24 protein-coding genes are annotated in these 25,208 nt (G+C 60.9%); 17 read left to right on the forward strand and 7 right to left on the reverse strand.

The window, feature by feature from the left end; genetic code table 11:
• Window positions 1-455, forward strand: a 455-nt coding sequence (locus tag PQQ51_RS20145; protein ID WP_408498577.1) for a RidA family protein, incomplete at its 5' end; no start/stop codon positions are given.
• Window positions 456-527: 72 nt separating this feature from the next.
• Here PQQ51_RS20145 and PQQ51_RS20150 read toward each other — a convergent pair.
• Window positions 528-1,475: an ABC transporter substrate-binding protein gene (locus tag PQQ51_RS20150; protein WP_408498578.1), complete on the reverse strand. Its 948-nt coding sequence runs from the start codon at window positions 1,473-1,475 to the stop codon at window positions 528-530.
• A 264-nt stretch (window positions 1,476-1,739) separates the two neighbouring features.
• Between PQQ51_RS20150 and PQQ51_RS20155 the strand changes: the two genes are divergently transcribed.
• From PQQ51_RS20155 to PQQ51_RS20185, 7 genes are all read left to right on the forward strand, one after another.
• Window positions 1,740-2,762 carry a LacI family DNA-binding transcriptional regulator gene (locus PQQ51_RS20155; RefSeq protein WP_408498579.1) on the forward strand — a complete coding sequence of 341 codons (1,023 nt, stop codon included), beginning with the start codon at window positions 1,740-1,742 and terminating at the stop codon, window positions 2,760-2,762.
• Between the two features lie 231 nt (window positions 2,763-2,993).
• Complete coding sequence (locus PQQ51_RS20160; RefSeq protein ID WP_408498580.1) at window positions 2,994-3,908, forward strand: dioxygenase family protein; 915 nt, start codon at window positions 2,994-2,996, stop codon at window positions 3,906-3,908.
• Window positions 3,909-3,920: 12 nt separating this feature from the next.
• Complete coding sequence (locus PQQ51_RS20165; protein WP_408498581.1) at window positions 3,921-4,670, forward strand: SDR family NAD(P)-dependent oxidoreductase; 750 nt, start codon at window positions 3,921-3,923, stop codon at window positions 4,668-4,670.
• Between the two features lie 24 nt (window positions 4,671-4,694).
• Entirely contained in the window at window positions 4,695-5,576 is an 882-nt protein-coding gene (locus tag PQQ51_RS20170) for a beta-keto acid cleavage family enzyme (RefSeq protein WP_408498582.1), read from the forward strand.
• On the forward strand, window positions 5,573-6,109 hold the full coding sequence (locus PQQ51_RS20175) for a gamma carbonic anhydrase family protein (protein WP_408498584.1): 537 nt from the start codon (window positions 5,573-5,575) through the stop codon (window positions 6,107-6,109). Before PQQ51_RS20170 ends, PQQ51_RS20175 begins: the two co-directional genes overlap by 4 nt.
• Before the next feature lie 12 nt (window positions 6,110-6,121).
• Window positions 6,122-7,099 (forward strand): quinone oxidoreductase family protein, encoded by a 978-nt coding sequence (locus PQQ51_RS20180; protein WP_408498585.1) that lies wholly within the window; start codon window positions 6,122-6,124, stop codon window positions 7,097-7,099.
• A complete protein-coding gene (locus PQQ51_RS20185) occupies window positions 7,096-7,431 on the forward strand; it encodes a cupin domain-containing protein (RefSeq protein ID WP_408498586.1) in 336 nt (111 codons plus the stop codon). The genes PQQ51_RS20180 and PQQ51_RS20185 overlap by 4 nt, the downstream gene beginning before the upstream one ends.
• 133 nt (window positions 7,432-7,564) lie before the next feature.
• On the opposite strand, the gene PQQ51_RS20190 is transcribed toward PQQ51_RS20185, so the two are convergent.
• Together PQQ51_RS20190 and PQQ51_RS20195 are read right to left on the reverse strand one after the other, a co-directional pair.
• Window positions 7,565-9,118, reverse strand: a complete 1,554-nt coding sequence (locus tag PQQ51_RS20190) for a methyl-accepting chemotaxis protein (RefSeq protein ID WP_408498588.1) — start codon at window positions 9,116-9,118, stop codon at window positions 7,565-7,567.
• A 226-nt stretch (window positions 9,119-9,344) separates the two neighbouring features.
• Window positions 9,345-10,286, reverse strand: a complete 942-nt coding sequence (locus PQQ51_RS20195) for a nuclear transport factor 2-like protein (protein WP_408498589.1) — start codon at window positions 10,284-10,286, stop codon at window positions 9,345-9,347.
• Window positions 10,287-10,962: 676 nt separating this feature from the next.
• Between PQQ51_RS20195 and PQQ51_RS20200 the strand changes: the two genes are divergently transcribed.
• The 3 genes from PQQ51_RS20200 (at window position 10,963) to PQQ51_RS20210 (ending at window position 16,205) form a co-directional block, all read left to right on the forward strand.
• Window positions 10,963-12,090: a porin gene (locus PQQ51_RS20200; protein WP_408498590.1), complete on the forward strand. Its 1,128-nt coding sequence runs from the start codon at window positions 10,963-10,965 to the stop codon at window positions 12,088-12,090.
• A gap of 233 nt (window positions 12,091-12,323) precedes the next feature.
• Window positions 12,324-14,090, forward strand: coding sequence for a methyl-accepting chemotaxis protein (locus tag PQQ51_RS20205; protein ID WP_408498591.1), 1,767 nt, complete (start codon window positions 12,324-12,326; stop codon window positions 14,088-14,090).
• Between the two features lie 390 nt (window positions 14,091-14,480).
• Window positions 14,481-16,205, forward strand: a complete 1,725-nt coding sequence (locus tag PQQ51_RS20210) for a thiamine pyrophosphate-binding protein (RefSeq protein ID WP_408498592.1) — start codon at window positions 14,481-14,483, stop codon at window positions 16,203-16,205.
• A gap of 70 nt (window positions 16,206-16,275) precedes the next feature.
• Here the strand turns inward: PQQ51_RS20210 and PQQ51_RS20215 are convergent, their stop codons facing one another.
• The gene (locus tag PQQ51_RS20215) at window positions 16,276-16,947 is read right to left on the reverse strand and encodes a TetR/AcrR family transcriptional regulator (protein ID WP_408498593.1); all 672 of its coding nucleotides are present in this window, start codon (window positions 16,945-16,947) and stop codon (window positions 16,276-16,278) included.
• A gap of 131 nt (window positions 16,948-17,078) precedes the next feature.
• On the opposite strand from PQQ51_RS20215, the gene PQQ51_RS20220 reads away from it, so the two are divergent.
• From PQQ51_RS20220 to PQQ51_RS20245, 6 genes are all read left to right on the forward strand, one after another.
• Complete coding sequence (locus PQQ51_RS20220; protein ID WP_408498594.1) at window positions 17,079-18,371, forward strand: NAD(P)/FAD-dependent oxidoreductase; 1,293 nt, start codon at window positions 17,079-17,081, stop codon at window positions 18,369-18,371.
• 33 nt (window positions 18,372-18,404) lie between these two features.
• Entirely contained in the window at window positions 18,405-18,809 is a 405-nt protein-coding gene (locus tag PQQ51_RS20225) for a DUF3331 domain-containing protein (protein WP_408498595.1), read from the forward strand.
• 209 nt (window positions 18,810-19,018) lie between these two features.
• Window positions 19,019-20,233, forward strand: coding sequence for an MFS transporter (locus PQQ51_RS20230; protein ID WP_408498596.1), 1,215 nt, complete (start codon window positions 19,019-19,021; stop codon window positions 20,231-20,233).
• Window positions 20,234-20,279: 46 nt separating this feature from the next.
• Window positions 20,280-20,690 carry a GlcG/HbpS family heme-binding protein gene (locus PQQ51_RS20235; RefSeq protein WP_408498597.1) on the forward strand — a complete coding sequence of 137 codons (411 nt, stop codon included), beginning with the start codon at window positions 20,280-20,282 and terminating at the stop codon, window positions 20,688-20,690.
• A 101-nt stretch (window positions 20,691-20,791) separates the two neighbouring features.
• The gene (locus PQQ51_RS20240; RefSeq protein WP_408498598.1) at window positions 20,792-21,712 is read left to right on the forward strand and encodes a LysR family transcriptional regulator; all 921 of its coding nucleotides are present in this window, start codon (window positions 20,792-20,794) and stop codon (window positions 21,710-21,712) included.
• 136 nt (window positions 21,713-21,848) lie between these two features.
• On the forward strand, window positions 21,849-22,841 hold the full coding sequence (locus tag PQQ51_RS20245; RefSeq protein ID WP_408498599.1) for an aldo/keto reductase: 993 nt from the start codon (window positions 21,849-21,851) through the stop codon (window positions 22,839-22,841).
• A gap of 108 nt (window positions 22,842-22,949) precedes the next feature.
• Here the strand turns inward: PQQ51_RS20245 and PQQ51_RS20250 are convergent, their stop codons facing one another.
• From PQQ51_RS20250 to PQQ51_RS20260, 3 genes are all read right to left on the reverse strand, one after another.
• Window positions 22,950-23,450, reverse strand: a complete 501-nt coding sequence (locus PQQ51_RS20250) for a hypothetical protein (RefSeq protein WP_408498600.1) — start codon at window positions 23,448-23,450, stop codon at window positions 22,950-22,952.
• Window positions 23,451-23,556: 106 nt separating this feature from the next.
• A complete protein-coding gene (locus PQQ51_RS20255; protein ID WP_408498601.1) occupies window positions 23,557-24,447 on the reverse strand; it encodes a type 2 periplasmic-binding domain-containing protein in 891 nt (296 codons plus the stop codon).
• On the reverse strand, window positions 24,440-25,207 hold the full coding sequence (locus PQQ51_RS20260; RefSeq protein ID WP_408498690.1) for an ABC transporter permease: 768 nt from the start codon (window positions 25,205-25,207) through the stop codon (window positions 24,440-24,442). Before PQQ51_RS20260 ends, PQQ51_RS20255 begins: the two co-directional genes overlap by 8 nt.
• Window position 25,208: the final 1 nt, after the last annotated feature.

A 25,208-nucleotide genomic window follows, 5' to 3' on the forward strand; every position in this document is an offset into this window, starting at 1 on the left:
CAACACGTTCAGATTCACTTCAACTCATTGAAAGCGAGGTTTGTATGGCAAATGATCCGCAGAAGAAACACACTCGAAGCTACGTCAAACGCGATGCGGCGCAAGCACGGGCCTACTCCCCCGCAGTCATCACGGAAGGTGGCAGGATCGTCTGGTTGGCAGGACAAACGGTGGTCGAGGACGAACACGGCAACTCCCTCGCCGGGAATTTCTCGGGACAGGCGCTGGAAATCTTTTCGCGCATTGCCAAAACGCTCGATCAGGCTGGCGGAACGCTCGCTGATATCGTCACGATGACGGTTTCGATCACCGATGCGCGCTTTGGCGACCAGTTCACCAAAATCCGTAAGGATATTTTCGGCGACAACTTCCCCGCGAGCGCGTTGATCACGGTGGCGGGTTTGGCAAAACCGGAAATGCTGATTGAAATACAAGCGATTGCCGTAGTGGACTAAAAGTCCTGAGCGGGCGGAGAACCCGCGGTGTCTCCGCCCGGCGCCTGCGCTTCGGCGCAGCGGGTCAACCTGCTAACGCGCCCAGCGAGTCGAACTCTGCGCCAGTTCGAGGTAGCGCAGATCCACGCAGTCCCGGCGCGACTCATACGTCGACACCGGTGCGTGCGCATCGCGAATGCGCGAAACCTGGTCGAGACCTGCATCCGGAATACTCATGTCATGGATGAGTCCGTCGTTCGGATCCATCAGATCGTCGAGTACGGCGCGTGCTTCGTCGTCCGTCAGCTCAGCGAACCCTGTTCTGAGTATTTCAACGGCGGCTTCGTGATTGCTCGCGTCGAAGATCCAGTTCAATGCTTCACGGTAGGCCAGAATGAAACCGATCAGTTGATCCTGATTCGTGGAGGCCCACGATTGCATGACCGCGCCGACTGTGCCCAGGTAATCCGGAAACAGCGCACTGCCGCGCACCAGCACGTTGAATCCATGACGCTCGGCGAGCCGCTCGAATGGCGCGCGCACCAGCGTACCGTCGTGCTTTCCCGCAACCAGCGCGCGATAGCGGTTACCCGTGCCTCCCGCCGCGTCAAACGTTACGTCGGTCAGCGCGACGTGGTTCGCCACGAGGATTTCACGCAACACGAAGGCAAAACCAGTGGTCAATGCATCGACCGACAGGCATTTGCCCCGCAACTGCGACACAGACGCGACTTCCGGCTTTGTCATCAACGACAGGAAGCCGTGATCGCCCCCCATGAACGCGACCAGATCAGGCGCGCTGCCGTCCGCGGTTTCCCCCTGCCCGGCGCGGTATGCGAGGACGTTGTCCACACTTGTCAAAGCCACCTGTGCCGAGCCGGACGTCATCCGGTTGATCATGTCGACGGAGCCTTTTACATACTCCAGGCCGACTTCGAGTCCGTACTTTTCGAAAAGGCGCTGCCGTTGACCCACCCATACCGGCAAGTTAAACGCGCCTTCGAAGCCGAGGACGGTAAGAGCGTTCAGATTGTCTTCCACGTGTCTTCCTGTTTTAATCTATGCAAACGATTGCATGCTACTGCTTCGCGCGTCTCGCCGTCAAGGCGACAAACGCGCAAGCGCCGACGCGCTCAGGATAGTTCAGCCCATCACAATCGGCACCTAACACCGCGTCGCACGCGCGTTCGAAACAGCACTCGAACGAGGCCATATTGCAACTTCGCTTTTCGCTCAGGTGCTCGCAGGTAAAATAACGTCTTTGCCTCGCTGGAGTGCGGCCCATCACGCCGCGTTATCGACTATATGCCGCAAAAAAAACGGACCACCCTCAGGGAATTGGCGGAATCCATTGGCGTTCATTCGTCCACGGTTTCCCGCGTGATGAACCCGGAGACTCGCCATCTGATCAGCCACGAGGTGGTCGAGCAGGTCCTCAAGGCCGCACGCCAACAGAATTTCTCTCCGAACCGGATTGCCGCCACGCTTCGCACGAAGCGCTCGCGGATCATTGGCGTGGTGCTGCCGGATATCGCCAACCCGGTCTTCCCCCCTATCCTGCGCGGCATTGAAGACGAGCTCGCCAAAAAAGGATTCATTCCGCTGATCGCCAACGCCGAAGGGGGCAAGGAACGGCAACGGTTCGTGATCGATCAGATGGCCGGGCGTCAGGTCGACGGCCTGATCCTGGCAACGGCCGGCAGGAAAGATCCGATCCTCGAGCATTGTCTCGAAGAGGGCTTGCCGGTGGTGATCGTCAATCGGAGCGAGGGCAGCGGTCGGGCTTCCTGCGTCGTCAGCGACAACCGCCTGGCGATGCTGCTCGCGGTCACGCATCTGGTCGAGCTTGGCCATACCAGCATCGCGCACGTGGCCGGCCCCAGCGACCTGTCGACGGGTTATGAGCGCCGGCTGGGCTTTCTCGATGCGATCAAGGCGCAAGGCCTGAAGAAAGCGCCGAGCCAGGTGGTCGAATCCAAAGCGTACTCCCGCGAGGAAGGCCGCGCCGCGTGCGATGCGCTGCTCGAGCGCCAATCCGGCATCACGGCCATCGTCGCGGCCAACGACCTGCTGGCGCTCGGCTGTTACGACGCCATTCGCGCACGCGGTCTGCGGTGTCCGGAAGACATCTCGGTGGTCGGCCACAACGACATGCCGCTGATGGATTCCGTCGCGCCGCCCATGACAACCGTGCATATCCCCCTTTACGAAATGGGAGTACGTGCGGCGACCTTGATGCTCGATAGTCTCGAAGACAGCACGGCATCGAAAATCAACATCGTGCTGAGGCCCGAACTCGTCGTCCGCGAATCCACGATCGCGCGATAACACCTGTGCGCGCGGCTTCCAGCCGCGCGCTTCCCCCGCCGCACCGCTAAGCCCGTACCTCAATGGAGTCATTCGAGTCAATTCGCAGTTTCCCTTGCAAACGATTGCCTGACGCGATTCGAACACGCTCTACCCAGCCCTTTTAGCTTCGTTAATCCCTCGTAAAAATCGCCTTTGACAACCAGAATGCGGGCCGCTATTCTATGCAAACGATTGCATAAGGAGTGTCAAATGTATGAATCTGAAAAGGCCGGCAGCATAGTGACCGATGCCGCGTCAGTCACCGACATCGTGCTGGCGGCTATGAGCAAGACTGAGAATCCCCGGCTGAAGGAGATCGTGGATGCGCTCGTCAAGCACAGCCACGCGTTCCTGAACGAGGTGAAGCTCAGCGACGAGGAGTTCGAACAGGGATTGGATTTCGTGAGGCAAGTAGGTCTCGCCTGCACGGACAGTCACAACGAAGTGGTGCTGCTGGCCGACGTGCTGGGCATCTCCACGCTGGTCAAGGCACTGAACAACTCGATTCACGACGAGCGCACCGGCGGCGCGCTGCTAGGGCCGTTCTTTCGCGGCGGATCGCCGCGCTATGAACTGGGCGCGTCGATCGTTCAGGACGATGCGCCGGGCGCGCCCGTTTTTGTCAGCGGACAGGTACTGAATACGCGCCAGGAGCCGATCCGCAACGCGAAGGTGGATGTGTGGCAGGCATCGCCGGTAGGGCTGTACGAGAACCAGGATCCGGAGCAACCGGACATGAATCTCAGAGGCCATTTCTTCACCGACGCGAATGGCAAATTCCATTTCCGCAGCGTGCGGCCGGCCGGTTATCCGGTGCCGACTCACGGGCCTGTGGGCGAGCTGCTGCGCGCGCAACATCGGCACCCGTTCCGCCCTGCTCACCTGCATTTCGTTATCTATGCAGAAGGCTATTCGACACTCATCTCGCAGATCTTCGCAGACGACGCCGAGTATCTCGAATCCGATGTTGTCTTCGGCGTCACTCGCGCATTGGTGGGCAAGTTCGAGCGGCATGAAGCGGGTACCACCCCTCAGCCCGAACAGAAAGTGCATTACTGCACGCTCGAATGCAAATTCGTGCTCGCGGAAGGCGTCGCGACCCACCCTATGCCGCCGATCAAATAAAAGGAGCTTCTCATGTCTCACACACTGGACCAGAAGGTCGCTGTCGTCATGGGCGGCACCGGCGGCATCGGCGCCGCCGCGGCGCACCGGCTTGCACTGGCGGGCGCTCACATCGTCGTGGTCGGCCGGGACAATCTCGACCATGCGCAAGCCACGGCCAACGCATTGCCGGGCGAAGGACATAGCGCCGCACTCGCATCGATCACCGAGAGCGCCACGCTCGACGAACTCGCTCGCACCGTGCGCGACCGCTATGGCCGCGCGGATATCCTCGTGAATTCAGCCGGCTTCACACAGCCGGTCAAACACAGCAATCTCGATGCGTTGACCGATGAACTGATCGACGACATTTTCAAGGTGAACTGGCGCGGCCAGTTTGCCGCGATCCGTTCGTTTCAAGCCCTGCTCGCCGAATCCGGCGACGGATTGATCGTCAACGTATCGTCGATCTCGGCCACCACCGGCATCGGCAGCAATATCGCTTATTGCGCGGCGAAAGCGGGACTCGACATCATGGCGGCGTCTCTCGGCCGCGCGCTGGCACCGCACGTCCGCGTCGTGAACGTGTCGCCCGGCGTGGTCGATACGGCATTCGTGCCGGGCCGCGGCGCGGATTTCAACGACAAGGTCGCGGCCACCACGCCGCTCGGTCGCATCGGAACCCCCGACGACATCGCTGCGGCGATCGAGGCGTGCGCCACTCATCTGAAATTCACAACCGGTACGACGCTCGTCATCGACGGCGGCCGCCGACTCGGCTAGTTCCAACCGGTTCCGGAGAAGCACATGCATGCACGCAAGACCATCCTCACCTGCGCGGTAACGGGGAATCTGACGAAACCCGAGCAACATCCCGGTTTGCCTATCACCCCCGAGCAGATTGCCAACGCATCGCTCGATGCGGCGCGCGCCGGCGCGGCAGTCGTCCATATCCACGTGCGCGAGCCCCATACCGGCCGGCCGTCGATGGACATCAAACTGTACCGCGAGGTCATTCAACGGATTCGCGCGGAAAATACCGACGTCATCATCAACCTGACGACGGGCCCCGGCGGCCGCTTCATTCCAGGCGAAGACGACCCCAAGGTCGCAGCACCCGGGACGACGCTGATGCGCCCCGAAGATCGTGTCGAACACATTCTTGCGCTGCGGCCCGACATCTGCAGCCTCGACCTGAACACGATGAACTCCGGCGGAGACGTCGTGATCAATACGCCGAAAAACGTCACGCGCATGGCGGCGGTCATCCGCGAAGCAGGCGTCAAACCTGAACTGGAAATTTTCGATTCGGGCGACATGCATCTCGCGCTGGACCTGATCAAATCGGGCGTGCTCGACGGCCCCGGTTTGTGGACGTTCGTGATGGGCGTGAAGTACGGATTCTCCGCTTCGCCCGAATCCCTGCTGTACGCGCGCAGCCTGTTGCCCGCGGGCGCACAGTGGGCGGCGTTCGGCATCGGCCGCTTCGAGTTTCCGATCGTTGCGCAGGCATGGCTGGCAGGCGGCCATGTTCGCGTGGGCCTCGAAGACAACATCTATATCTCCAAGGGTGTACTCGCGGAAAGCAATGCCGCGCTGGTCAAACGGGCCAGCGACATCGTGCAGTCGCTAGGCGGCGAATTGGCGACTGCGCAGGAAGCGCGCGAGCAGTTGGGGTTGTCACGGTGACCCAGGCGCAACCTCTTGTGCCGCTCGTCCCTTCAGTCGACCCCAGCGCTTTCGTCGCGCGAGGCACACAACTGATCGGCGACGTGACGATCGGCGAGCAGGCGTCCATCTGGTTCAACTGCGTGCTGCGCGGCGATGTCCAGCGGATTTCAATTGGACGCCGGACCAACATCCAGGACGGAACGATTATCCACGGCACGACGAATGGACTTCCGGCGATTATCGGCGACGACGTCACCGTCGGTCACGGCGCGATCCTTCACGCCTGCACGCTCGAAGACTGTTCATTCGTCGGATTCGGCGCTCGGGTGCTGGACGGCGCTGTCGTCCAGTCCGGCGGCATGCTTGCTGCGGGCGCCGTACTGTCGCCGCGTAAAACCGTCGGTACCGGCGAACTGTGGGCCGGCAATCCTGCGCGATTGCTGCGAACGCTCTCCGACGACGAGCGCGTCAATCTGAGTCAGGCCGCCTCACGCTATGTCGCGCTCATTGAGCTTTATAAATCCAATCAATTTGTTACTTTGTCTTTTTAGGAACCCAGAACAATGAAAGCAGTGCGTGTTACGGCGCCGAGCGCCAACGTAGACTCAATTGACCTGCAAATTGCGGCCCAGCTCGCCCCGACTGCCGGCGCACAGGAATGCCTGATTAAAGTGGTGAGTGCAGGCGTCAACCCGAGCGACGTGAAAGCCGTGCTTGGCGCAATGCCGCACGCCGTGTGGCCGCGCACGCCTGGCCGCGACTTTGCCGGCATCGTTCTCGAAGGCCCCGAAGAACTGGTCGGCCAGGAAGTCTGGGGCAGCGGCGGAGAACTCGGAATTCGTCGCAACGGCTCGCACGCGTCCTATCTGACCGTTCCGGCTTCCGGCGTGCGCAAGAAGCCCGCGAATCTGACGATGGAAGAAGCAGGCTCCATTGGCGTGCCGTTTATCACGGCATTCGAAGGACTGCGTCGCGCCGGTGGCGTAAAAGAAGGCGATGTCGTACTGGTGCTCGGTGCGAACGGCAAAGTCGGTCAGGCCACCGTGCAACTCGCGACCAACGCCGGCGCAAAAGTTTTCGGCGTCGAGCGGACTGCGCAAAACTATCTTGGGCATGCAAACAGTGAAGTGACGATGATCGATGCGTCGTCGCAAAACATTGCAGAGGTCGTGCGAGCAGCAACCCATGAGAACGGCGCCAATATTATTTACAACACAGTGGGCAGCCCGTATTTCGAACAGGCTAACGCAGCGTTGGCAAAGCGTGGCACGCAGATCTTCATTTCCACGCTCGATCGCGCCGTTCCGTTCGATATTTTCTCTTTCTACCGCGGGCAGCATACGTACGTCGGGATCGACACGCTTGCTCTGGACAGCGCCGACGGCGCCCAGATCCTGGATCAATTGCTGCCTCTTTTCTTGAGCGGCAAACTCAAACCGTTTCCGATCTACGGGGAAAGCGTGTTCTCGATCGACGACACCGTCCACGCCTATCAGGCAGTGTTGCGTGGCAGCACCCATCGCGTCCTGATCAATCCATGAACGTCACCCGCTTCGATTCGGCACCCGAGTACTTTCCGCAGAATCATTTTTCGATGCGCTGCGTGAGACTGCAAGGACATGAAGCTGGGGAGGCGGACACGCTTTGGCTGGGGGTGTCCATCATCCAGCCGGGCGGCTACACGACGCTGTCCGCATCCGATGTCGAGAAGCACTATGTGGTGTTGTCAGGCGAGTTGACCGTCGAAACCAACGACACTACCGTGGTATTGGGCGTCAACGATTCGTGTCGCCTTGCGCCGGGTGAAGCTCGCGCACTCCGGAATCTGACTTCGGCGCCTGTATCCGTTCTTCTCGCCATGCCGTTTCTGTAATCCCTCACCGGCCCGGTGGTCGACCGGGCGCAGGTGTGGCTGAAACCGGTTCGGCGGTGCGTGGTCATCACAGCGATGATTGCGCACCGCCGTGTGCCGTCAACCGTTGACGGCGATGCAATCAGAGCGGTTTCTATTGCTCGCCGGCAAGTGCAAACACCGCCACTGCTTTCTTCAAATCGACTGCCTGCTCCTCAAGCGATTGGGCTGCTGCTGCCGCCTGCTCCACCAGTGCCGCGTTCTGTTGCGTGACTTCGTCCATTTGCGTAACCGCCTGATTGACCTGTTCAATGCCCTTGCTCTGCTCCTCCGAAGCAGCCGCAATTTCTCCGACGATATCCGAGACCTGCTTGATCGCCTGCTTGACTCGCGCCATCGTCGCGCCGACTTCGCCGGCCTGCTTCGAGCCGCCCTCGATCATCGCGACAGACGATCCGATCAATTCCTTGATCTCCTTCGCCGCCGCCGCCGAGCGCTGCGCGAGGCTGCGCACCTCGCTCGCCACTACCGCGAAACCGCGTCCCTGCTCACCTGCACGGGCAGCCTCCACCGCTGCATTGAGCGCGAGAATATTGGTCTGGAATGCAATGCCCTCGATCACGCCCGTGATCTCCGAAATCTTGCCTGAGCTGCCACTAATCTGTTCGATCGTGCCGACCATCGACTGAACGGCCAGATTACCCGAATCCGCGAGGCTGGTCGCATTCACCGCGAGGCCGTTCGCCTGCCGCGCACTGTCGGCGTTCTGCTTCACCGTTTCGGTCAGTTGCGTCATGCTGGCCGCGGTCTGTTCAAGAGACGAAGCCTGTTCTTCGGTACGGGAGGACAGATCCAGGTTCCCGCTGGCGATCTCTCTCGAAGCGACCGTGACCGATTCCGCCGTGGTCTTTATTCCGCGCACCGTCTGCGTGAGTTGCCGATCCATTTTCTTCAGCGCTTCCAGAAGTTGCCCGAACTCGCCGCGCGAATCGACCAATACCTGATTTTCCAGCTTACCGCCTGCGATTTCGTGCGCGATGCCGATCGCCTTGTTAAGCGGCCGGGAGATCGATCGCAGCAAATAGACGGAGACGGCAACCGCCATCACCACACCCAGACTGACCAGCCCAATGGAAATGCCGAGGATGGTTTCGAAGGTGGCTTCGCTGTCGTCGGCAGACTGCTTCGCCTGGTTCTGGTTGACGACAATATCCTGATTGAACAGCGAGACCAGCGTCTCGTTCAAGTCGACCTGCCTGTCGATCAGTTTGCCGATACCATCGTAATCTCCACCACCTGACGCATTGATGATCTCGTTCATTCTGTCGACGAATTGTGCGAAGGTGACCTTGATCTTTTCCGCAATCACCCGCTCGTCGTCACCGGACACGCTTGCCGGATAGTAGTGATTCCACGCTTTATCCATACGCACCAGGTCGGCTCGCACGGCAGCGACCGCCGCTGCCGTCTTCGCAGGGTCGCGATACAACTGGATCAGCCTCAAGCGGAGCCGGCTGTCCAGTTGAGCTGCGCGGAAGTCGTTCAGATCGATGATGGACAACGTATTGTTGAAGTACGCATCCTTAACCGATGCATTCAGGGTCGCAATGCCGAACACGCCGAATACGCCGATCGCGGCCATGAATACAACGCATGCGCCCATCGCGAGAACAATTCTGAACTTGATCGTGTGAATAAAACTGTTCATTGCGCTTCCAATGAAATTAGGAGGTGGCCGAATCGTCACCGGTCAGGGGGACGTCGTTGGGTTGCAGGCTTTGAACGTGGCGCCGTTACCGGCTATAACGGCAGCGATGAGATTTTCTGATGCGTTCACAGGCAGAATCGATGCGGCCCCCGATTCCACAGGCAACGTGAAGCGCGGGCAATCAGCGGATAGCCCGCGTACTGGCGCTATCCGTGACTTGCCGTCCTCACTTGTCGATAGACAACGTGACCAGATGCTCCTTCTCGGCCGGCGGAATAGCACGGCCGTCATACACCGTGGCAACGCGAGAAATATGACCGCTCGAATCGAGCGTCAGCGACGTAATCCCGACACGTACGGGCGATGACGCAACGGCGCCCCATTCGAAACCACCGCCCTGGTCGCCGCCGACAATATGGCGAAGCGTCGATCCCTGCCCAAACGGTGCGACCGGCAGGATACGGGACAGGTACCGCTGAATCGCGGAGCGGCCGATAATCTGCGTATGAAGTACTGAATCCTCATATACAGCGTCATAGCTGAGCAGATCACCGGCCGCGGCGACGTCGCCCTTCGTCAACGCTGACTGAAAGCCTTTTGCCACTTTCGTCATTAGCGGGCTCGCGTTGTTACCTACCTCGTCTTCCCTGAAAGTCGATGGGAAATGGTCCTTCGGCACGATGATCTTCTGGAGAGCGGCCTCGTCATAGCCGGTACTGTCCCAGTAGTCGGCCCAACGATAGATCTTGCCGTCCTTGAAATCTACTGCACCCACAATGTGCAGTTCCCCGCCAAACAACTCGGGTGTATCGGTGAATTCGACGATAGCGCTCCTCGGGCCGCCGATCACCCGGGTTGGATAGGACTTTCCGTTACCCCACGTCGGCATGAACTTTTCAAATATCTTGCGCTGCGCGTCGTAGCCGGGCGTCACCCAACCCAGCGTGGTGTCGGCGTAAGCAAGCATGTCCTTGCGGAAGTAAGCCATCGTCGGCTCGACTTCCTTCCTGCTCTTCGCATCGAAGTAGGATTTGAAGATGTGAACCGCGGCGGGGTTTGCATGTGAAGTTTCCATGACACTGAAATCAGATTGTCCGGCGTGAGCAATGCTCGTCAGGTTCAGTAAAACCCACGCAGCGGCCAGACCCATTCTTATCGAAAATTTCATACGATCAATCTCCAGTTTTCCATTCCATTGTCATGGAGGTTTTTATTCGATGACGCCGGCAACATCGCCGTGTCGCCATCCTCTTTAGAACCGGACGTGCATGTCGTTCTTCATCCAGTTCGATTCATTGCCCGCAGGTTGCTCCGACCTATGCGCGGATAGCCAGTCTCAGACGTTTGGCATCGTTTTATGCAATCGATTGCATCGTAGCACAAGGTTTGCTGGAGAGTAGTCGACGAAAAATAAAATCCATCCCCACTCTCTTTCCGTTCTTTATTGACACCATTGCGATATCTTTTTTCCTGGCTACCGAACAGTCATAGACGTGGTGGATCAACACGCTTATCACTCGATGCAATCGGTTGCAATACCGCCAAAAATCCCGTTTCATCCTGAACGCTATGGATTTCCCTGGCTAGTCTGCTTGAGCAGCGGCACGCAATCTTCCGCCACTTGCGGCACTGCGTGAGCATGAAGATTCGCCCCCCCAACTTATTTTTGACATGGGATAACATGCGCGCTTTAATGCAATCGATTGCATCGATGTTTTCGCTGATCCCATCCATTCACCAATGGGTGCTTCGTCGCGCTCCGACGAGAAGAACCGTGTAGGCAATGTTTAAGAAAGTCCCGGTCATCATCAAATCCGCATTTATATTTTTATATTAGGATTGCCATGAAAAAGTCCCTGCTGTTTATTGCTTCGTGCCTCTGTGCGACTCCGGCCTTCTCTCAGAGCAGCGTCACGCTCTACGGCATTATCGATACCGGTCTCACCTATTCGTCTAACGAAGGAGGCTCGCACAATATCAAGGAAGACGACGGCATCAACTATGGCAACCGCTGGGGTTTGACCGGGACAGAAGATCTGGGCCGCGGTCTGTCGGCCATTTTTCAGTTGGAGAACGCCTTTTCTCTCGGCACCGGCAAGCAGGAACTCGGCGGATTGTTTGGCCGGCAAGCGTATGTGGGTCTCCGCGACCAGACTTTCGGAACGTTGACGCTCGGCCATCAGTACGATGCGGGTTCCGACTTTTTCATATCGACTTGCCTCGGCCTCGGTGCATGCGCGACGGGATATGGTGGACACATCGGCAATCTGGACGGACAGCTCTACGGGCTCAGACTGGACAACTCGATCAAGTATCAGAGTCCGAATATGAAAGGGGTGGAAGTCGAGGCGCTGTACGCGTTTGGCAATACGGCGGGGAATTTCCATCAGAACAGCGGCTATTCCGGCGGCGTTTCATACACAGGCGGTCCGGTGTATGCCGCAGCTTATTACACGCGCATCAACAATCCGAATTCATTCAACGGCGTGGACCCGTATGGCCAATTGGGCGTGACGTCGCTGCTCGGGAAGTCCGTCGCTACGGTTTCCGCAAATGGAACGGTCAGCGATCCCTATGCGTCGACACCGTTGAATCTCGACAGCAAATCGATTTTTGGCGGCGGAGTCAGCTATACGCTGGGGAACGTGACGGCCAAGGTCAACGTGGTCGATACGCAATTGAAGGGTTTTGGACAAACGGCAACATTGCGCGTTTATGAGGCCGGCGCCCTGTATGCGTTCAGCCCGGCGCTGCATGGAATCGTCGACTATCAGTACAGCAAGCTCGAATCGGTTCACTGGAATCAGTTTTCGGTTTCGCTGAATTACGCACTATCCAAACACACGTCGGTATACGCAGGGACGGATGTTCTGCAGGCCCATGGCGCGAATGCCGTGATCGGCGACTCGTTCGAACCGTCGTCGAATGGTCATCAGATGGATGTGCGCATCGGCATGGTGCACATGTTCTGAAATTCGGCACGGGTGACGGGCTGGAAACCGGCGGCCGTCGCCCTCCCCATCCCCAACAAGCCAATTGAAAGCATGAACGTTAACAATTTTGAGGGTAAACGTTAATTTGTCTGAAGAATGTATTTGTGCTGCCGTTAACTGAAGAGAACGAGCATTTGCCGGACCTTGGACGGTCCGGGGTCTAGGCATGTTGCCAGACGTCAAACGTTTTTTTCCAGTCGACGAAGCGAGCTATGAATATCGGCAACATGAAACTCGGCGCCAAACTGATTGGCGCTTTTATCCTCGTATCGGTCATCAGCGCAATCGTTAGCGTGATCGGCGTGCGCAGCATGGGACAGATCAGTACGAATGCGGATACGACCTATCGGCAGGATCTCATTGGGCTTAACCTGATCCAGCAGGCGAATGCCGACGTGCTGCGCGCCGGCACCTATCTGCGCAACGCCATTCTGGCGACCTCGATCGACAAGCGGAATGCGTCGGTGGCCCAGGCGGATAAAGCGATGGCCTCGGCACGCGATCACCTCAATCAGGCTGAGCCGCTTGTCTACTCCGCGAAAGGCAAGGCGACCTTCGCCGATCTCGATCAGGGCTGGCACGATTTCACGCAGGCCTTCGACGAAATGAAAGGCCGGATCAATGCCGCCGGGTTGCAGGATCAGGTCAATCTGACCAACTATCTGCTGGGCGAATACCACGACAAGGGTTTCAAGACCCTGGTTCTGATGGGCACGCTCGTCGATGTGAAACAGAACGACGCACAGGCGACGGCCGTCCTTAACGACAAGGTGTATGACGACGGCCGCAATCTGATGCTGGTTCTGGTGATCCTGTCCGTATTGATCGGCCTCGGCATCGGCATCTGGATGGCACGCAGGCTGACACGGCAGTTGGGTACCGAACCGGCGACGGCTGTCGACCTGGCCCGCAGCGTAGCGGCCGGCGATCTCAGCGTGAGTATCGACCTCCGCTCGGGCGACACGAACAGCCTGATGGCGTCGCTGAAGGCCATGCGTGATGCACTATCGCGGGTCGTGGCGGAAGTCCGCGAAAACGCCGAAGGCGTGGCGACGGCGAGTGCGCAGATCGCACAAGGGAATCTGGATCTGTCGAGCCGCACAGAGGAGCAGGCGGCATCGCTCGAAGAAACCGCGTCGAGCATCGAACAGCTGACCGCTGCGGTCCGTCACAACACGGACAACGCAAGGCAGGCGGCCACGCTTGCCGGCGCGGCGTCCGGCGTCGCGCAGCAAGGCGGCGAGGTGGTGGGCCGGGTGGTCGAAACGATGCGCGACATCGCCACCAGTTCGACCAAGATGTCCGAGATCATCAGCGTGATCGAAGGTATTGCTTTTCAGACCAATATCCTCGCGCTGAACGCAGCGGTCGAAGCAGCCCGTGCCGGCGAAGAAGGACGCGGCTTCGCGGTGGTGGCCGGCGAAGTCCGTGCACTCGCGCAACGCAGCGCCAGCGCCGCGAAGGAAATCAAGGATCTGATCGCCGATTCGGTCGATCGTGTAGAAGCAGGCTCGACGCTCGTCGAGCAGGCCGGCAGCACGATCAATGAGATCGTCGGGTCGGTGAAACGCGTCACCGACATCGTCGGCGAAATCTCGTCGGCGTCGCAGGAACAGAGTACCGGCATCGAGCAGGTCAACGTCGCGATCAACCAGATGGACCAGGTGACCCAGCAGAATGCCGCGCTGGTGGAAGAAGCATCGGCGGCGGCTCAGTCGATGGCGCAACAGGCCCAGGGCCTGCGTGCGGCAGTGGCGTTCTTCAAGATCGACGACCGGCAGGTATCCGCGCAAAAAGCCAACGCAGTGCCGACATTACCGCGGGTGCAGACGCGAACGCTCGGGTCCGCTGCTGCGACTTCTTCGAAGGCCACACAAAAGCCCGCACCAAAGCCCACGCCGAAGCCGCGCGCCACAACAGCGGAGCGCGTCGTTGTGGCGGCCGGTGCCGATGAGGCCGCCGAATGGGAAACATTCTGAACCGGTCAGCCAGCACGTTCAGATCGGGCAACAACCTGCAGTCGAACAGACGAAGGAACCAGGCTTCGCGATCCACGCGCGCCAGGATCAATAGCACCTCGCAGCGGTCCCAACGCATGCGAGCGACGTCGTAATCAAGCGCAGTCCAGCAAGAGTACTCATGGATGGAGACACGGGCCCGTTCCGCGCGGGCCCGACGAAGCAGCTCGAAGCGCGACTGCAATGAGAGTGCAGCGCGTTCAAGGCCGTCTCGCTGTCTCACATGCCGTTCGCCGACGTGGTCACGTTGCCGCTATAGGCCGCACGCAACGTGCCGGATGAGAGAAAGCGAGATCCGATTAAAGTTCTCTGCCCGGATCGTACTCGAAGAATATGGAAACACACGCTCCATTGAACGTATCGAAAACGGTCGTACAGTCGTTAGAAGCCGCGAAAATCGACCACGTCTTTCTCGTGCCGGGAAAGATGATCTACCCGCTTCTGGATGCCATCGACAAATCGCCATCGATTCGCGGAATTGTTTGCGCGCATGAAACCAGCAGTGCTTTCATGGCCGACGGTTATGCGCGAGCCAGCCGGAAATTCGGCGTATGCCTCGGCATCTCCGGGCCCGGCACGATGAATTTCGTGCCCGGCATGGCGGCCGCCAACGCAGACCGGATTCCCGTTCTCTATATTGCCGGCGGTGTATCGTCGCGCGCAGAAGGAAAAGGCGCATTTCAGGACGCCACGCTGAGCGGCATTTTCGAAAGCGGCGTGGTGAGAAGCCTGATGGGCAGCGTCGTCGAACTGAAGCACAAGGACAATCTTCAGGCCGAAATGCGCCGCGCGACCGATGGCTTGAACTGGATGCGTCGCGCCCAGTCTTTCGTCACGATTCCCGTCGACGTTCAGAACCAGGAAGTTCTGCCCGCTCAGCAGGTAGCGCGGCCACTGTACGATCAGCACGAGTTCAACACATCCGGGGTTCCGGCGAACCACGCCGCGTTGGAAGCACTGTGCGAGCAGTACTTGTTCAAATCGAAGAGCGTCGCTTTTCTGATCGGCAGCCGGGGCAACGACGCGGATACCGCAAAGGTTCTGCTCGAGGTAGCCGAAAAGTTCTGCATTCCCGTCGCGACCACGCTATCGGGGAAAGGCGCGTTTCCCGAAGATCACCCGCTTTCGCTCGGCCTTTACGGATTCTCGAGTCACTCGCGAGCCGTACGCGTGATCAACTCGGACGAACTCGACGTGCTTGTCGTATTCGGCAGCGATCTGAATCAGCGCGACAGTATGAATTGGACCGGCAAGCTGGCTGCCCAGAAAGAGTTGATCGTTTTCGACGACAGCTTCGACGCTCCCGCCATGGGGCATGTCGCGCGCACCACGATTTTTTCCGGAATCGGCGCTGCATTCCATTTCCTGTCGCAGATGGACACGAATCGGAGCGCCGACTTCTGCACCGCGCTGGAGAAAAGAAAAGCATGGGTCGCGGAGGTCAATCAAACGCCGCTGTACGACCCGCAATTCGAACAAACCGGTGGGCTGCGTTCACGCGACGAGCGCTCGCTTTATCCCGGCGATGTCGTCAAACGCCTGTGCGGACTTCTGCCGAAAGACAGTAACGTAGTGGTGGATTCCGGCGCGCACCGGATATTCATGGCTCACTACTGGCTTTCATCGGGCATCGGCAACTATTTTTCGTCCAGCTCGCTTGCGCCGATGGGATGGGCCATCGCTGCCGGAATCGGTGTGAAGCTCGCCGCGCCGGAGCGCCCCTGCGTGATCGTGACCGGCGACGGGTGCATGCTGATGCACGGCACGGAGATTCAGACCGCGGCGCGATACGGCGTCAAAGTACTCTATGTCGTTCTGAACAATTCCGCGCACGGCGCGGTTCATATCGATGCGATCACCAACGGCGCCATTCCGGCGCAATTCAGCCAGTTGCCGCGCCACGACTGGGCGGCTTTTGCCGTGTCGCTCGGTGTCGCTGCGCGTCGGGTCGAACACCTCGACGATCTGGACGATGCGCTCGGCGAAGCGTCCCGCTTGAACGGACCGTTCCTGATCGAAGTGTCGACCGGCGTCTTTCCGGCACCGAACCGGTACTACTCGGAATGCGCGGCTTGACCGTGAAAACGTGAGTGAACCAGGTTGCCGCGCGATGACGTGCGATGATGCGCGCCAACCTGGAACCGCTTCACCCCAGCATCAGCAATGCGCTTTTCAGCACGGCTTTCCTGAATGCTCGCGGCCGTCGCGGCAGCGACGAAAACGGGCTCAGCACGTGGCTGTACGAAACGGTTTTGCTGATGCCATTGGCGATCAGCATGAAGAAGATTTCGGGATCCTGCTGCGGCACCTCGCCCGCGTCGATCGCGTCGACAACGAGCGCCACGAACACGTCGTGAAACGGCCGCACTACCCGCTCGATCAATACGTCGAGACGCTCTCCCGTTTCCGTCGCGGCAGTCGAAAAAAACATGCCGACGTCCGGCGTCGAAAACACCTGATCGATCAGGATCGACACCGCCGCTTCGACGCGCGCTCGCGGCCCTAACGCGGCCGTCGCCCGCAACGCCGCGGTCTTTGCGATCATGGGTTCGGCTTCGTCGGCGATCTGCTCGACCACCGCCACCCACAACGCCTCTTTCGAACCAAAGTGATGCGCAACCAGCGCCGGGTCCACACCCGACACGCGCGCGATTTCACGCACGCTGGTCGCCTCGTAGCCGCTTCGCGCGAATGCGCCGCGCGCGCTGCGCAGCAACGCATCGGCACCGCTCGCGTCGCTGCACGCCGGACGCCCGCGTGAGCGGCGCAACGTGACAGGCTTTGCAACGCCCGCGGTCTTTTCGCTGGATTGTTTCATCACCGAATCTTGTATTTGTGAGTGCCCCGGATTTTACCTTCTGGCACGGCGCGAGCGACGACGGTCGCGGTTTGACATGCGCTCACCGAGTCCGTAGTATCGCATTAATTCATCACTCGTAGAATTTAACAATGCACAACAACAAGCGGATTGTCATTGTCGGCGGCGGCATTGCCGGACTTCTACTCGCAACCCGGCTCGGCAACACACTCGGCCGCAGCGGCCGCGCGCAGATCACGCTGATCGACAAAAGCGCAACCCATGTGTGGAAGCCGATGTTGCACACGATCGCGGCAGGCACGCGCGACATCCAGCAACAGCAGGTTATTTATCTCGCGCATGCCGCGGCCCACGGGTTCAATTACCAGCCGGGCGAAATGGAGGGGCTCGACCGCGAAGCCCGCGTCGTGAAGCTGGCGGAAATGCGTGCGCCGTCGGGCGAGGTCGTGATCGGCCCGCGCGTGGTCGGCTACGACGTGCTGATTCTTTCTCCGGGCAGTCGCGCCAACGACTTCGACACACCTGGCGTACTCGAACATTGCCATTTCATCGACAGTCAGGCGCAGGCCGAAGCCTTCAACGAGGCGTTGCGTATCCGCCTGTTCCAGAGCGTCGTCGCCAATAGTTCGTTGCGCGTGTCGATCGTCGGCGCCGGTGCGACCGGCGTCGAACTGGCGGCGGAGTTGAGCCGCCTGCTCGAAGTGGCCGCGAATTACGGCGACCCCGAGATCCGCTCACGTCTGAAGCTCACCGTCTTCGAAAGCTCGCCGCGCGTGCTGGCGGCGTTTCCGCCGGCGATATCGGAATCCAGCGAGGCCCTGCTGCGGCATATCGGCTTCACGGTGCGCACGGGCACACGTGTGACGCGGGCCGAAGCAGACGGACTTCATCTGGGCGACGGCAGCAAGCAGCCGGCAGATCTGATGGTCTGGGCGGCGGGTGTCAAGGCGCCGGATTTTCTGGGCAGGCTGGATGGGATCAAGACCAATCGTTCGAATCAGATCAGCGTGCGGCCCACGCTGCAGGCGCACGACGACGACACGCTCTTCGCACTCGGCGATTGCTCGACGCTGACTCTCGTCGGCCACGAACGTCCTCTCGCGCCCACCGCGCAAGTCGCCACACAGCAGGCACAGTTTCTCGCGAAGCACTTGCCGGATTGGCTCGATGGCGGCGCACTGCCCGACTTTGAATTTCGCGACTTTGGCGCACTGGTGTCGCTGAGCGATTACAACGCGTTCGGAACACTCGGGCAGTTCGGCTTCTTCCGTGGCGGCTTCATCAAGGGCCGCTTCGCGCAACTCAGTCACGCGATGCTCTACCGGCAGCATCAGCAGGCTTTGCATGGTTTCGGCAAGGCACTGATGCTGTGGACCGCCGAGCGCATCAACGGCCTCGTGCAACCGAAGATCCGGCTGAGTTGAACATCACAACCTGCTTCTGCAAGGACTCTCGCGATGAATCGATCCATCACCGCCGCCAGTGCATGGCAGCGCACCGTCGGCCAACTCGATGCCGGCTGTGCGCTTCAATGGGCGGCTCACGTCAGGGATATCGTCGATTCGCACGAATCGAGCCGTCCGGAAAACAGTCATGGCAACATTGCGATCGCGCTGCTCGAACGAATCAGCCCGAAAACCGCAACGGTCTCGTGGAGCGACCCGCGCGGCTGCAAATACGGCGAGCAGATCTGGCGCGTCGCCACGGCCAGACGATCCGGCATTTGCGCCTTGAGCGGACAGGCCATCGCCGCGGGCGATGCGATCTATCGACCGACCAAGGCCAATCCTCCGCCGACCAATGCCGCAGCGATGATGCTAGCCAGTGTCGTCGAACGAAGGTTTGCCGGCTCAGCTGGTTAGCGCACTGGTTAGCGCGCCGGGCCGATCGCTGAGATGAGCTGCGTCTCCAGTCACGCCATACCGTATCGCCATCACTGAGCCGGATTCATCGTCGCGATGAATGTGTCTCATCCGTTTCGACCCGTTTCAGGTATACGATCCGCGGCACCGCACCGCAGCCGGCCTCGCGCGAGGCCGCGGTCCTGCTCCATCCGCGATTCGATACTGTCATGTCTACCTCTTCCGACGTCATCGACGCCGCCGCCCGCCCTTCCATCGAACTGTCGTCTGCCCAGACGCGCCGCGCGTTGCTCGCGCTCGGCGTCGGCGGTTTCGGCATCGGCACGGGCGAATTCGTGATCATGGGTCTGCTGCCGGATGCGGCGCGCGATCTGTCGATCACGATTCCGCAGGCCGGCCACCTGATCAGCATCTATGCGCTCGGCGTCGTGATCGGCGCGCCGCTGCTCGCGATTCTCGGCGCACGCTGGCCGCGCCGCAGCTTCCTGATCGGGCTGATGCTGGTGTTCGCCTTCGGCAACTTCGTCAGCGCGCTTGCGCCCGGCTTTACGTCGATGGCGCTCGCGCGCTTCCTGACCGGATTCCCGCACGGCACCTACTTCGGCGTCGCCGCACTCGTCGCGGCCGGCCTCGTGCCGCGCGAGAAGCGCACCCAGGCGGTCGCGATGGTGCTGCTCGGCCTGACGGTCGCGACGCTGCTCGGCGTGCCGATCTGCGCCGCGATCGGCCAGTGGTTCGGCTGGCGCACCGCGTTCGCGATCGTCGGCCTGATCGGCGCGCTGACCGCATTCCTCGTGTGGCGCTGGGTGCCGTTCATGCCTGGCGATGCCGGCGCGAGTCCGCTGCGCGAACTCGGCGCACTGCGCCGCAAGCAGGTGATCCTCACGCTCGGCATCGGCGCGATCGGCTCCGGCGGACTGTTCTCCGTATTCAGCTACGTGAAGCCGACGATGACCGAGGTCGCTCATCTGCCCGTCGCGTTCGTGCCGGTCGTGCTGGCGTTGTTCGGCGTCGGAATGGTGAGCGGCAATCTGGTCGGCTCGCGATTCGCGGACCGCGCGCTCGAAAAGACGATTCGCTACGTGCTGATCTGGGCGGCCATCGTGATGGGCGCGTACACGTTCACCTCACACAGCCCGATCTTCGGGCCGCTGAACGTGCTGCTGGTCGGCACGATCGTCGCGCTGTCGGCGACGCTGCAAACGCGGCTGATGGATGTCGCCGGCGATGCGCAGACACTCGCCGCCGCGCTCAATCATGCCGCGTTCAACATCGCGAACGCGCTCGGCGCGTGGCTCGGCGGAATCGCGATCGAAGCCGGACTCGGTTGGCCGTCGACCGGCTGGGTCGGCGCGCTGCTCGCGCTCGCCGGGATCGGCGTGCATGCGTGGGCGCTGGCCGATATGCATCGACAGCGCGGCTGATACCCGCCCGCGTCCACTTCGTCTTTTCTCTCTTTTGGCTCTCACGATGCTTCTTCTCGATCATGCCGTCGCGGTCGTTGCCGCGGCGATCCAGTACACCCGCGAATGCGGTTTGCCGCCGGTCTCGGTGACGATCGTCGACGCCGCCGCGTATCCGTTGTCGTTTGCGCGAATGGACGGCTGCTTCCTCGGCGCGATCGACGTCGCGAATCGCAAGGCGCGCACCGCGGCATTATTCCGTGCGAACAGCGACGAAGTCGGCGCGAACTTCCGCCCTGGCGCACCGGCGTTCTCACTCGAAAACACCAATGGCGGCCTCGTCGGCTTCGGCGGCGGCGTCGTGCTGCGCGACGCGAACGGCCACATTGTCGGCGCGATCGGCGTATCGGGCGCGACGATGGAACAGGATCAGGAGATCGCCGAAGTGGCCGCACGGCGGCTGACGACGCTCGCCTGAGCGGATGCCGTGACGGAGTCAGGCGGGCACGTGTTGTCGCGGCCATTGACTTACGTTGTGCGGCACTCAAGAATCGCACGACCATCTCCGAGGACAACACCGTGCCGACCTACAGCCGCAATGATCTGGCGACGCTGAACGCGTTCTCCGTCATCTGCCGACGCAAAAGCTTCCGGCTCGCCGCTGCGGAACTCGGCGTGACCGCGTCCGCATTGAGCCATGCATTGCGCGGCCTCGAAGAAAAACTCGGCGTGAAGCTGCTGAACCGGACAACGCGCGCGATCTCGCCGACCGACGCCGGCGCGGCGCTGGTGAAAGAGTTGAACCTCGGCTTCGAACACATCGAGATCGCGCTCGCCGAGTTGTCGCAATTCCGCAATACGCCGTCGGGACTGATCCGCATCAACGTGCCGCGCGACGCGTCGCAATTGCTGATCAGTCCGGTGCTGGGCCGCTATCTGCATCGCTTTCCGAAATCGCAGATCGAGGTCATCGTCGACGACAACATCATCGATATCGTCAAAGGCGGATTCGATGCCGGCATTCGTTACGGACGCCGTGTGCCGCAGGACATGATCGGCATTCCGCTGACACCGGATCTCGAATGGGTGCTGGCCGCCTCGCCCGACTATCTGCGCGAACACGGCACGCCGAAAGAGCCGCCGGACCTGCTGAATCATTCGTGCATCCGGATGCGAATCGGCGACGAGTCCGTCTATCAATGGGAACTCGGCCAGGGCAAACACGCTTGCCGGATCGACGTGCCCGGCCGTGTGATCCTGAACGAGACAGACGCAGTGATCGAGGCGGCGGTCGCGAGCGTCGGCATCGCGTATTGCCTGAAGCGGCGCATTCGCCCGCATCTCGAGAGCGGTCGATTGGTTCTCGTGATGCCCGACTGGGCGCCGCCGGAAGAACCGTTCGTGATGTACTACCCGAGCCGGCGGCAATTGTCGGCGAGCCTCGCGCAACTCGTGCAGATGATTCGCGAGGACAACGGCTTGCCGGAATCGCGACGGTAGATCGCAAGGCGCGTGTGAATCGAAACGCGTCATCGGCACACGAGGCTCGTATGCAATGCGTCTCAACAGCTCGTTGAATTCAGCTCACGGGTCCGCGTTTTAGACTGCGGTTTTGAACTCAGACCGCGAGAGAACCATGCGCATTGAAACTACCCGAATCGCCGGCATCGATACGCCCGTATCGCGCGTCGGCCTCGGCACCTGGGCCATCGGCGGACGCATGTGGGGCGGCGCCGACGACAAGCAGTCGATCGCCACCGTGCGCGACGCGATCGAACGAGGCATCAATCTGATCGACACCGCGCCCGTGTACGGCTTCGGCCGTTCGGAATCGGTCGTCGGCGAGGCGCTGGTCGGCATTCGCGACAAGGCGGTGATCGCGACCAAAGTCGCGCTCGACTGGAATGACCAGGAAAAAGTCACGCGCAATTCGAGCGTCGCGCGAATTCGCAAGGAGATCGAGGATTCGCTGCGCCGTCTGCGCACCGATTACATCGATCTGTATCAGGTGCACTGGCCGGACACGCTGGTGCCGTTCGATGAAACCGCAACCGAACTCGAACGCCTGCGCCGCGACGGCAAGATCCTCGCGATCGGCGTGAGCAACTACAGCCCTGCGCAGATGGACGCGTTCGCTTCTGCCGCGCCGCTCGCCGCCGTGCAGCCGCCGTATAACCTGTTCGAACGTGCAATCGAGAAAGACGTGCTGCCGTATGCGAAGCAGCATGAACTGGTGGTGCTCGCGTATGGTGCGCTATGCCGTGGGCTGCTGTCCGGAAGAATGGATTCGTCGACGCGCTTTGACGGCGACGACCTGCGCCGCAACGATCCGAAATTCCAGCCGCCGCGCTTCGATCAGTACATTGCGGCTGTTGCCGCGCTGTCCGAACTCGCGCGCGATCGTCACGGCAAGTCCGTGCTGGCGCTCGCGATTCGCTGGGTGCTCGATCAGGGTCCGACGATTGCTTTGTGGGGCGCCCGCAAGCCCGAACACCTGCACGGTATCGACGACGTGTTCGGCTGGACACTCAGCGAGCAGGATCTGCGGGACATCGACGCGATCCTCGCAAAACACGTGACGGACCCGGTCGGGCCGGAGTTCATGGCGCCGCCGTTGCGCCAGAGCTGAGTTGCTTCTGGAATATTTTTTCGACCGCACCGCTTTCACGGACCTTGCAAACGTGTGAAAGCGGTGCGGGAAGGCGTGCATCGCGAGAACGGACGCCCTGGCGAAAACCTAGGATTGGGAGGGACGGCCCGTCTTCACCTGTTCGACGGCCGAGACCGCCGCCAACAAGCGCTTCGGCGCGGCCGATTCGAGCAGCAGCAATCCAGCCCGCAGAATCTCGCTCTTCTTCACCGACACACCGGCTGCCAGGCACTTTTGCTTCAGCGCGGCGATCTTGTCGTAGTCCGACTTCGGCATCGTGAAGCTGTCGCGCACGACCTTCTCTTTTCTTGCACGTTTGGCTTTCGCTTCCGCGGGGGCCTTGGCCGGCGTAGCCTCGGTAGCGGCCGGCGCACGCGATTTCGCCGCGGTTTTCGCAGTCGCTTTCTGCGCCGTTCGGGCCGCGGTTTTCGCCCCCGTTTTCGCAGTCGCATCCTTCTTCTTTTTGCCCGCGCTTACTGCGCTCACCACGGGCTCGGCCGCCTCGACAACCGGCTCGGCGGCACTATCGGCGCTCTTAGGGAAATGAAACGCCTTCTTGGACGGCTTTTTGACGCTAGGTTCTGTCATGGTGGTCTCCAGACGATAAAAGGTATAAACAGTATATACGGTTTATCGACGCAAAAAACCAGCACGAACCGCAACGCCGCGATTCCAGCTTCCAGCCGGGGTGAGCCTAGTGGCAATACAGATCGTTATCGGCGTTGAACATGTCGAAGGCGAGCTGGGTCGCCTGGTCCTGCCGCACCGTCGACAGCCAGCGCTGACGCCGCCAGTCGTTCACCGTCCGCTCGACGAACGCGGTACTTGCAGTATCGCCGCCACGCGTTGCGATGAAAGCGGGCGCGGGCGCAACCGTCCCCGGCAATGCCCGGTAATAAGCCCAGTCCGGCTGTTTGAGCAACGCGCGGATCACGTACTCGTCGTCGACGAGCGCCGCGCACTCGCCCGCCTGAAACGCGAGCAACGCATCGAGTGGACGATCGAAGCTTTGCAACGCCGCCCCCGCCTGCTGCGCGGCACGCGCGGCGTACGGGCTTTCTCGCGACGCGCAGATCGAGCGGCCGTTCAGATCGCGCCATGCCTGAACCTTGCCGTGCCGCAACACCAGCGCGACACCCCGGCCGGACGAATACGCGGCCGGCGCGAAAGCGATCGAGGCATCCGGGGAAAACGCCAGCCCGGCGATGGCGGCATCCGCGTGACCGGCTTGCACTGCGGCGCGCGCCTCCTGCGGCTGGGCGAGCAGCAACTCGACCGGAACGCCGATACGCCGGCCGAGGTCCGCGGCCAGCGCCGCCGAGAACACCTCGGGCGCCCGTTTGGAGCGATCGACTTTGCCGACGGTCAGCGTCGGCTGCGGCTGCGACGGAACCGCGACGATCAGCGTGCCGCGTGCGACGGCCGCAGCGAAAGGCCGCTCGACGCCGAACAGGTCACGCAGCGTGTCGCTCAACGGCGACCAGAGCGTCGCACCAACCAGCATGCAGGTCGCGACGACCGCAAGCGGCGCCCAGTGCAACCGCCTGCCGTGTGCCAGCGCCGCCGTCTGCGAAGCTCTAGCCATTCTGCGTGAGACCCACACGCCAGCGCAGCAGGCGCCGTTCGAGCAGCGAAAGACTCTTGTTGATCAGCAAACCGAACAACGCGAGCAGCACGATCCCTGCATACATGTCGGGAATCTGGAACGTCTCCTGCGAATTGAGCGTATAGAAGCCGAGCCCCGATCGCGCACCGATCATCTCCGCCGCGACCAGCGCGGTGATGCTGTACGCGCCGGCGATCCGCACGCCCGTCAGTATCTCGGGCAGCGCGGCGGGCAATACGACCTTCGTGAAGATGAACCCTTGCGACGCGCCCATCGAACGCGCACAGTCGATGAAAACGCGCTCGACCTGCTTCACGCCCGCAATCGTATTGAGCAGCACCGGCCAGAAAGCCGCCCACACGATGATCGCGATCTTCGACGACTCGCCGATGCCGAGAAACAGCATGAACACCGGAAACAGCGCGAACGCGGAGACCTGCCGCAGCAGTTGATACAGCGGATCGATAATGCGTTCGGCGCGGCGAAACCAGCCGAGCGCAAAGCCGCAGAACACGCCGCCAATAACAGCCAGCAACAACCCGCTGATCGAGCGCAACGCGCTCGCGCCCACATGCCGCCAGGCTTCGCCGCTGTCGAAGAGCCGCACGATGGCGAGCGCCACCTGCGACGGCGGGCTCAGATAGGCCGGACTGACGATACCGAGCCGCGGCAGCAACTCCCACAGCAGCACGAAAACGATCAGCGCGATGGAGCGCTCGAACGCCGCGGAAAACCGCACG

Origin of the sequence: Paraburkholderia xenovorans (assembly GCF_046030735.1) — a bacterium.
Classification (GTDB): Bacteria; Pseudomonadota; Gammaproteobacteria; order Burkholderiales; family Burkholderiaceae; genus Paraburkholderia; species Paraburkholderia xenovorans_A.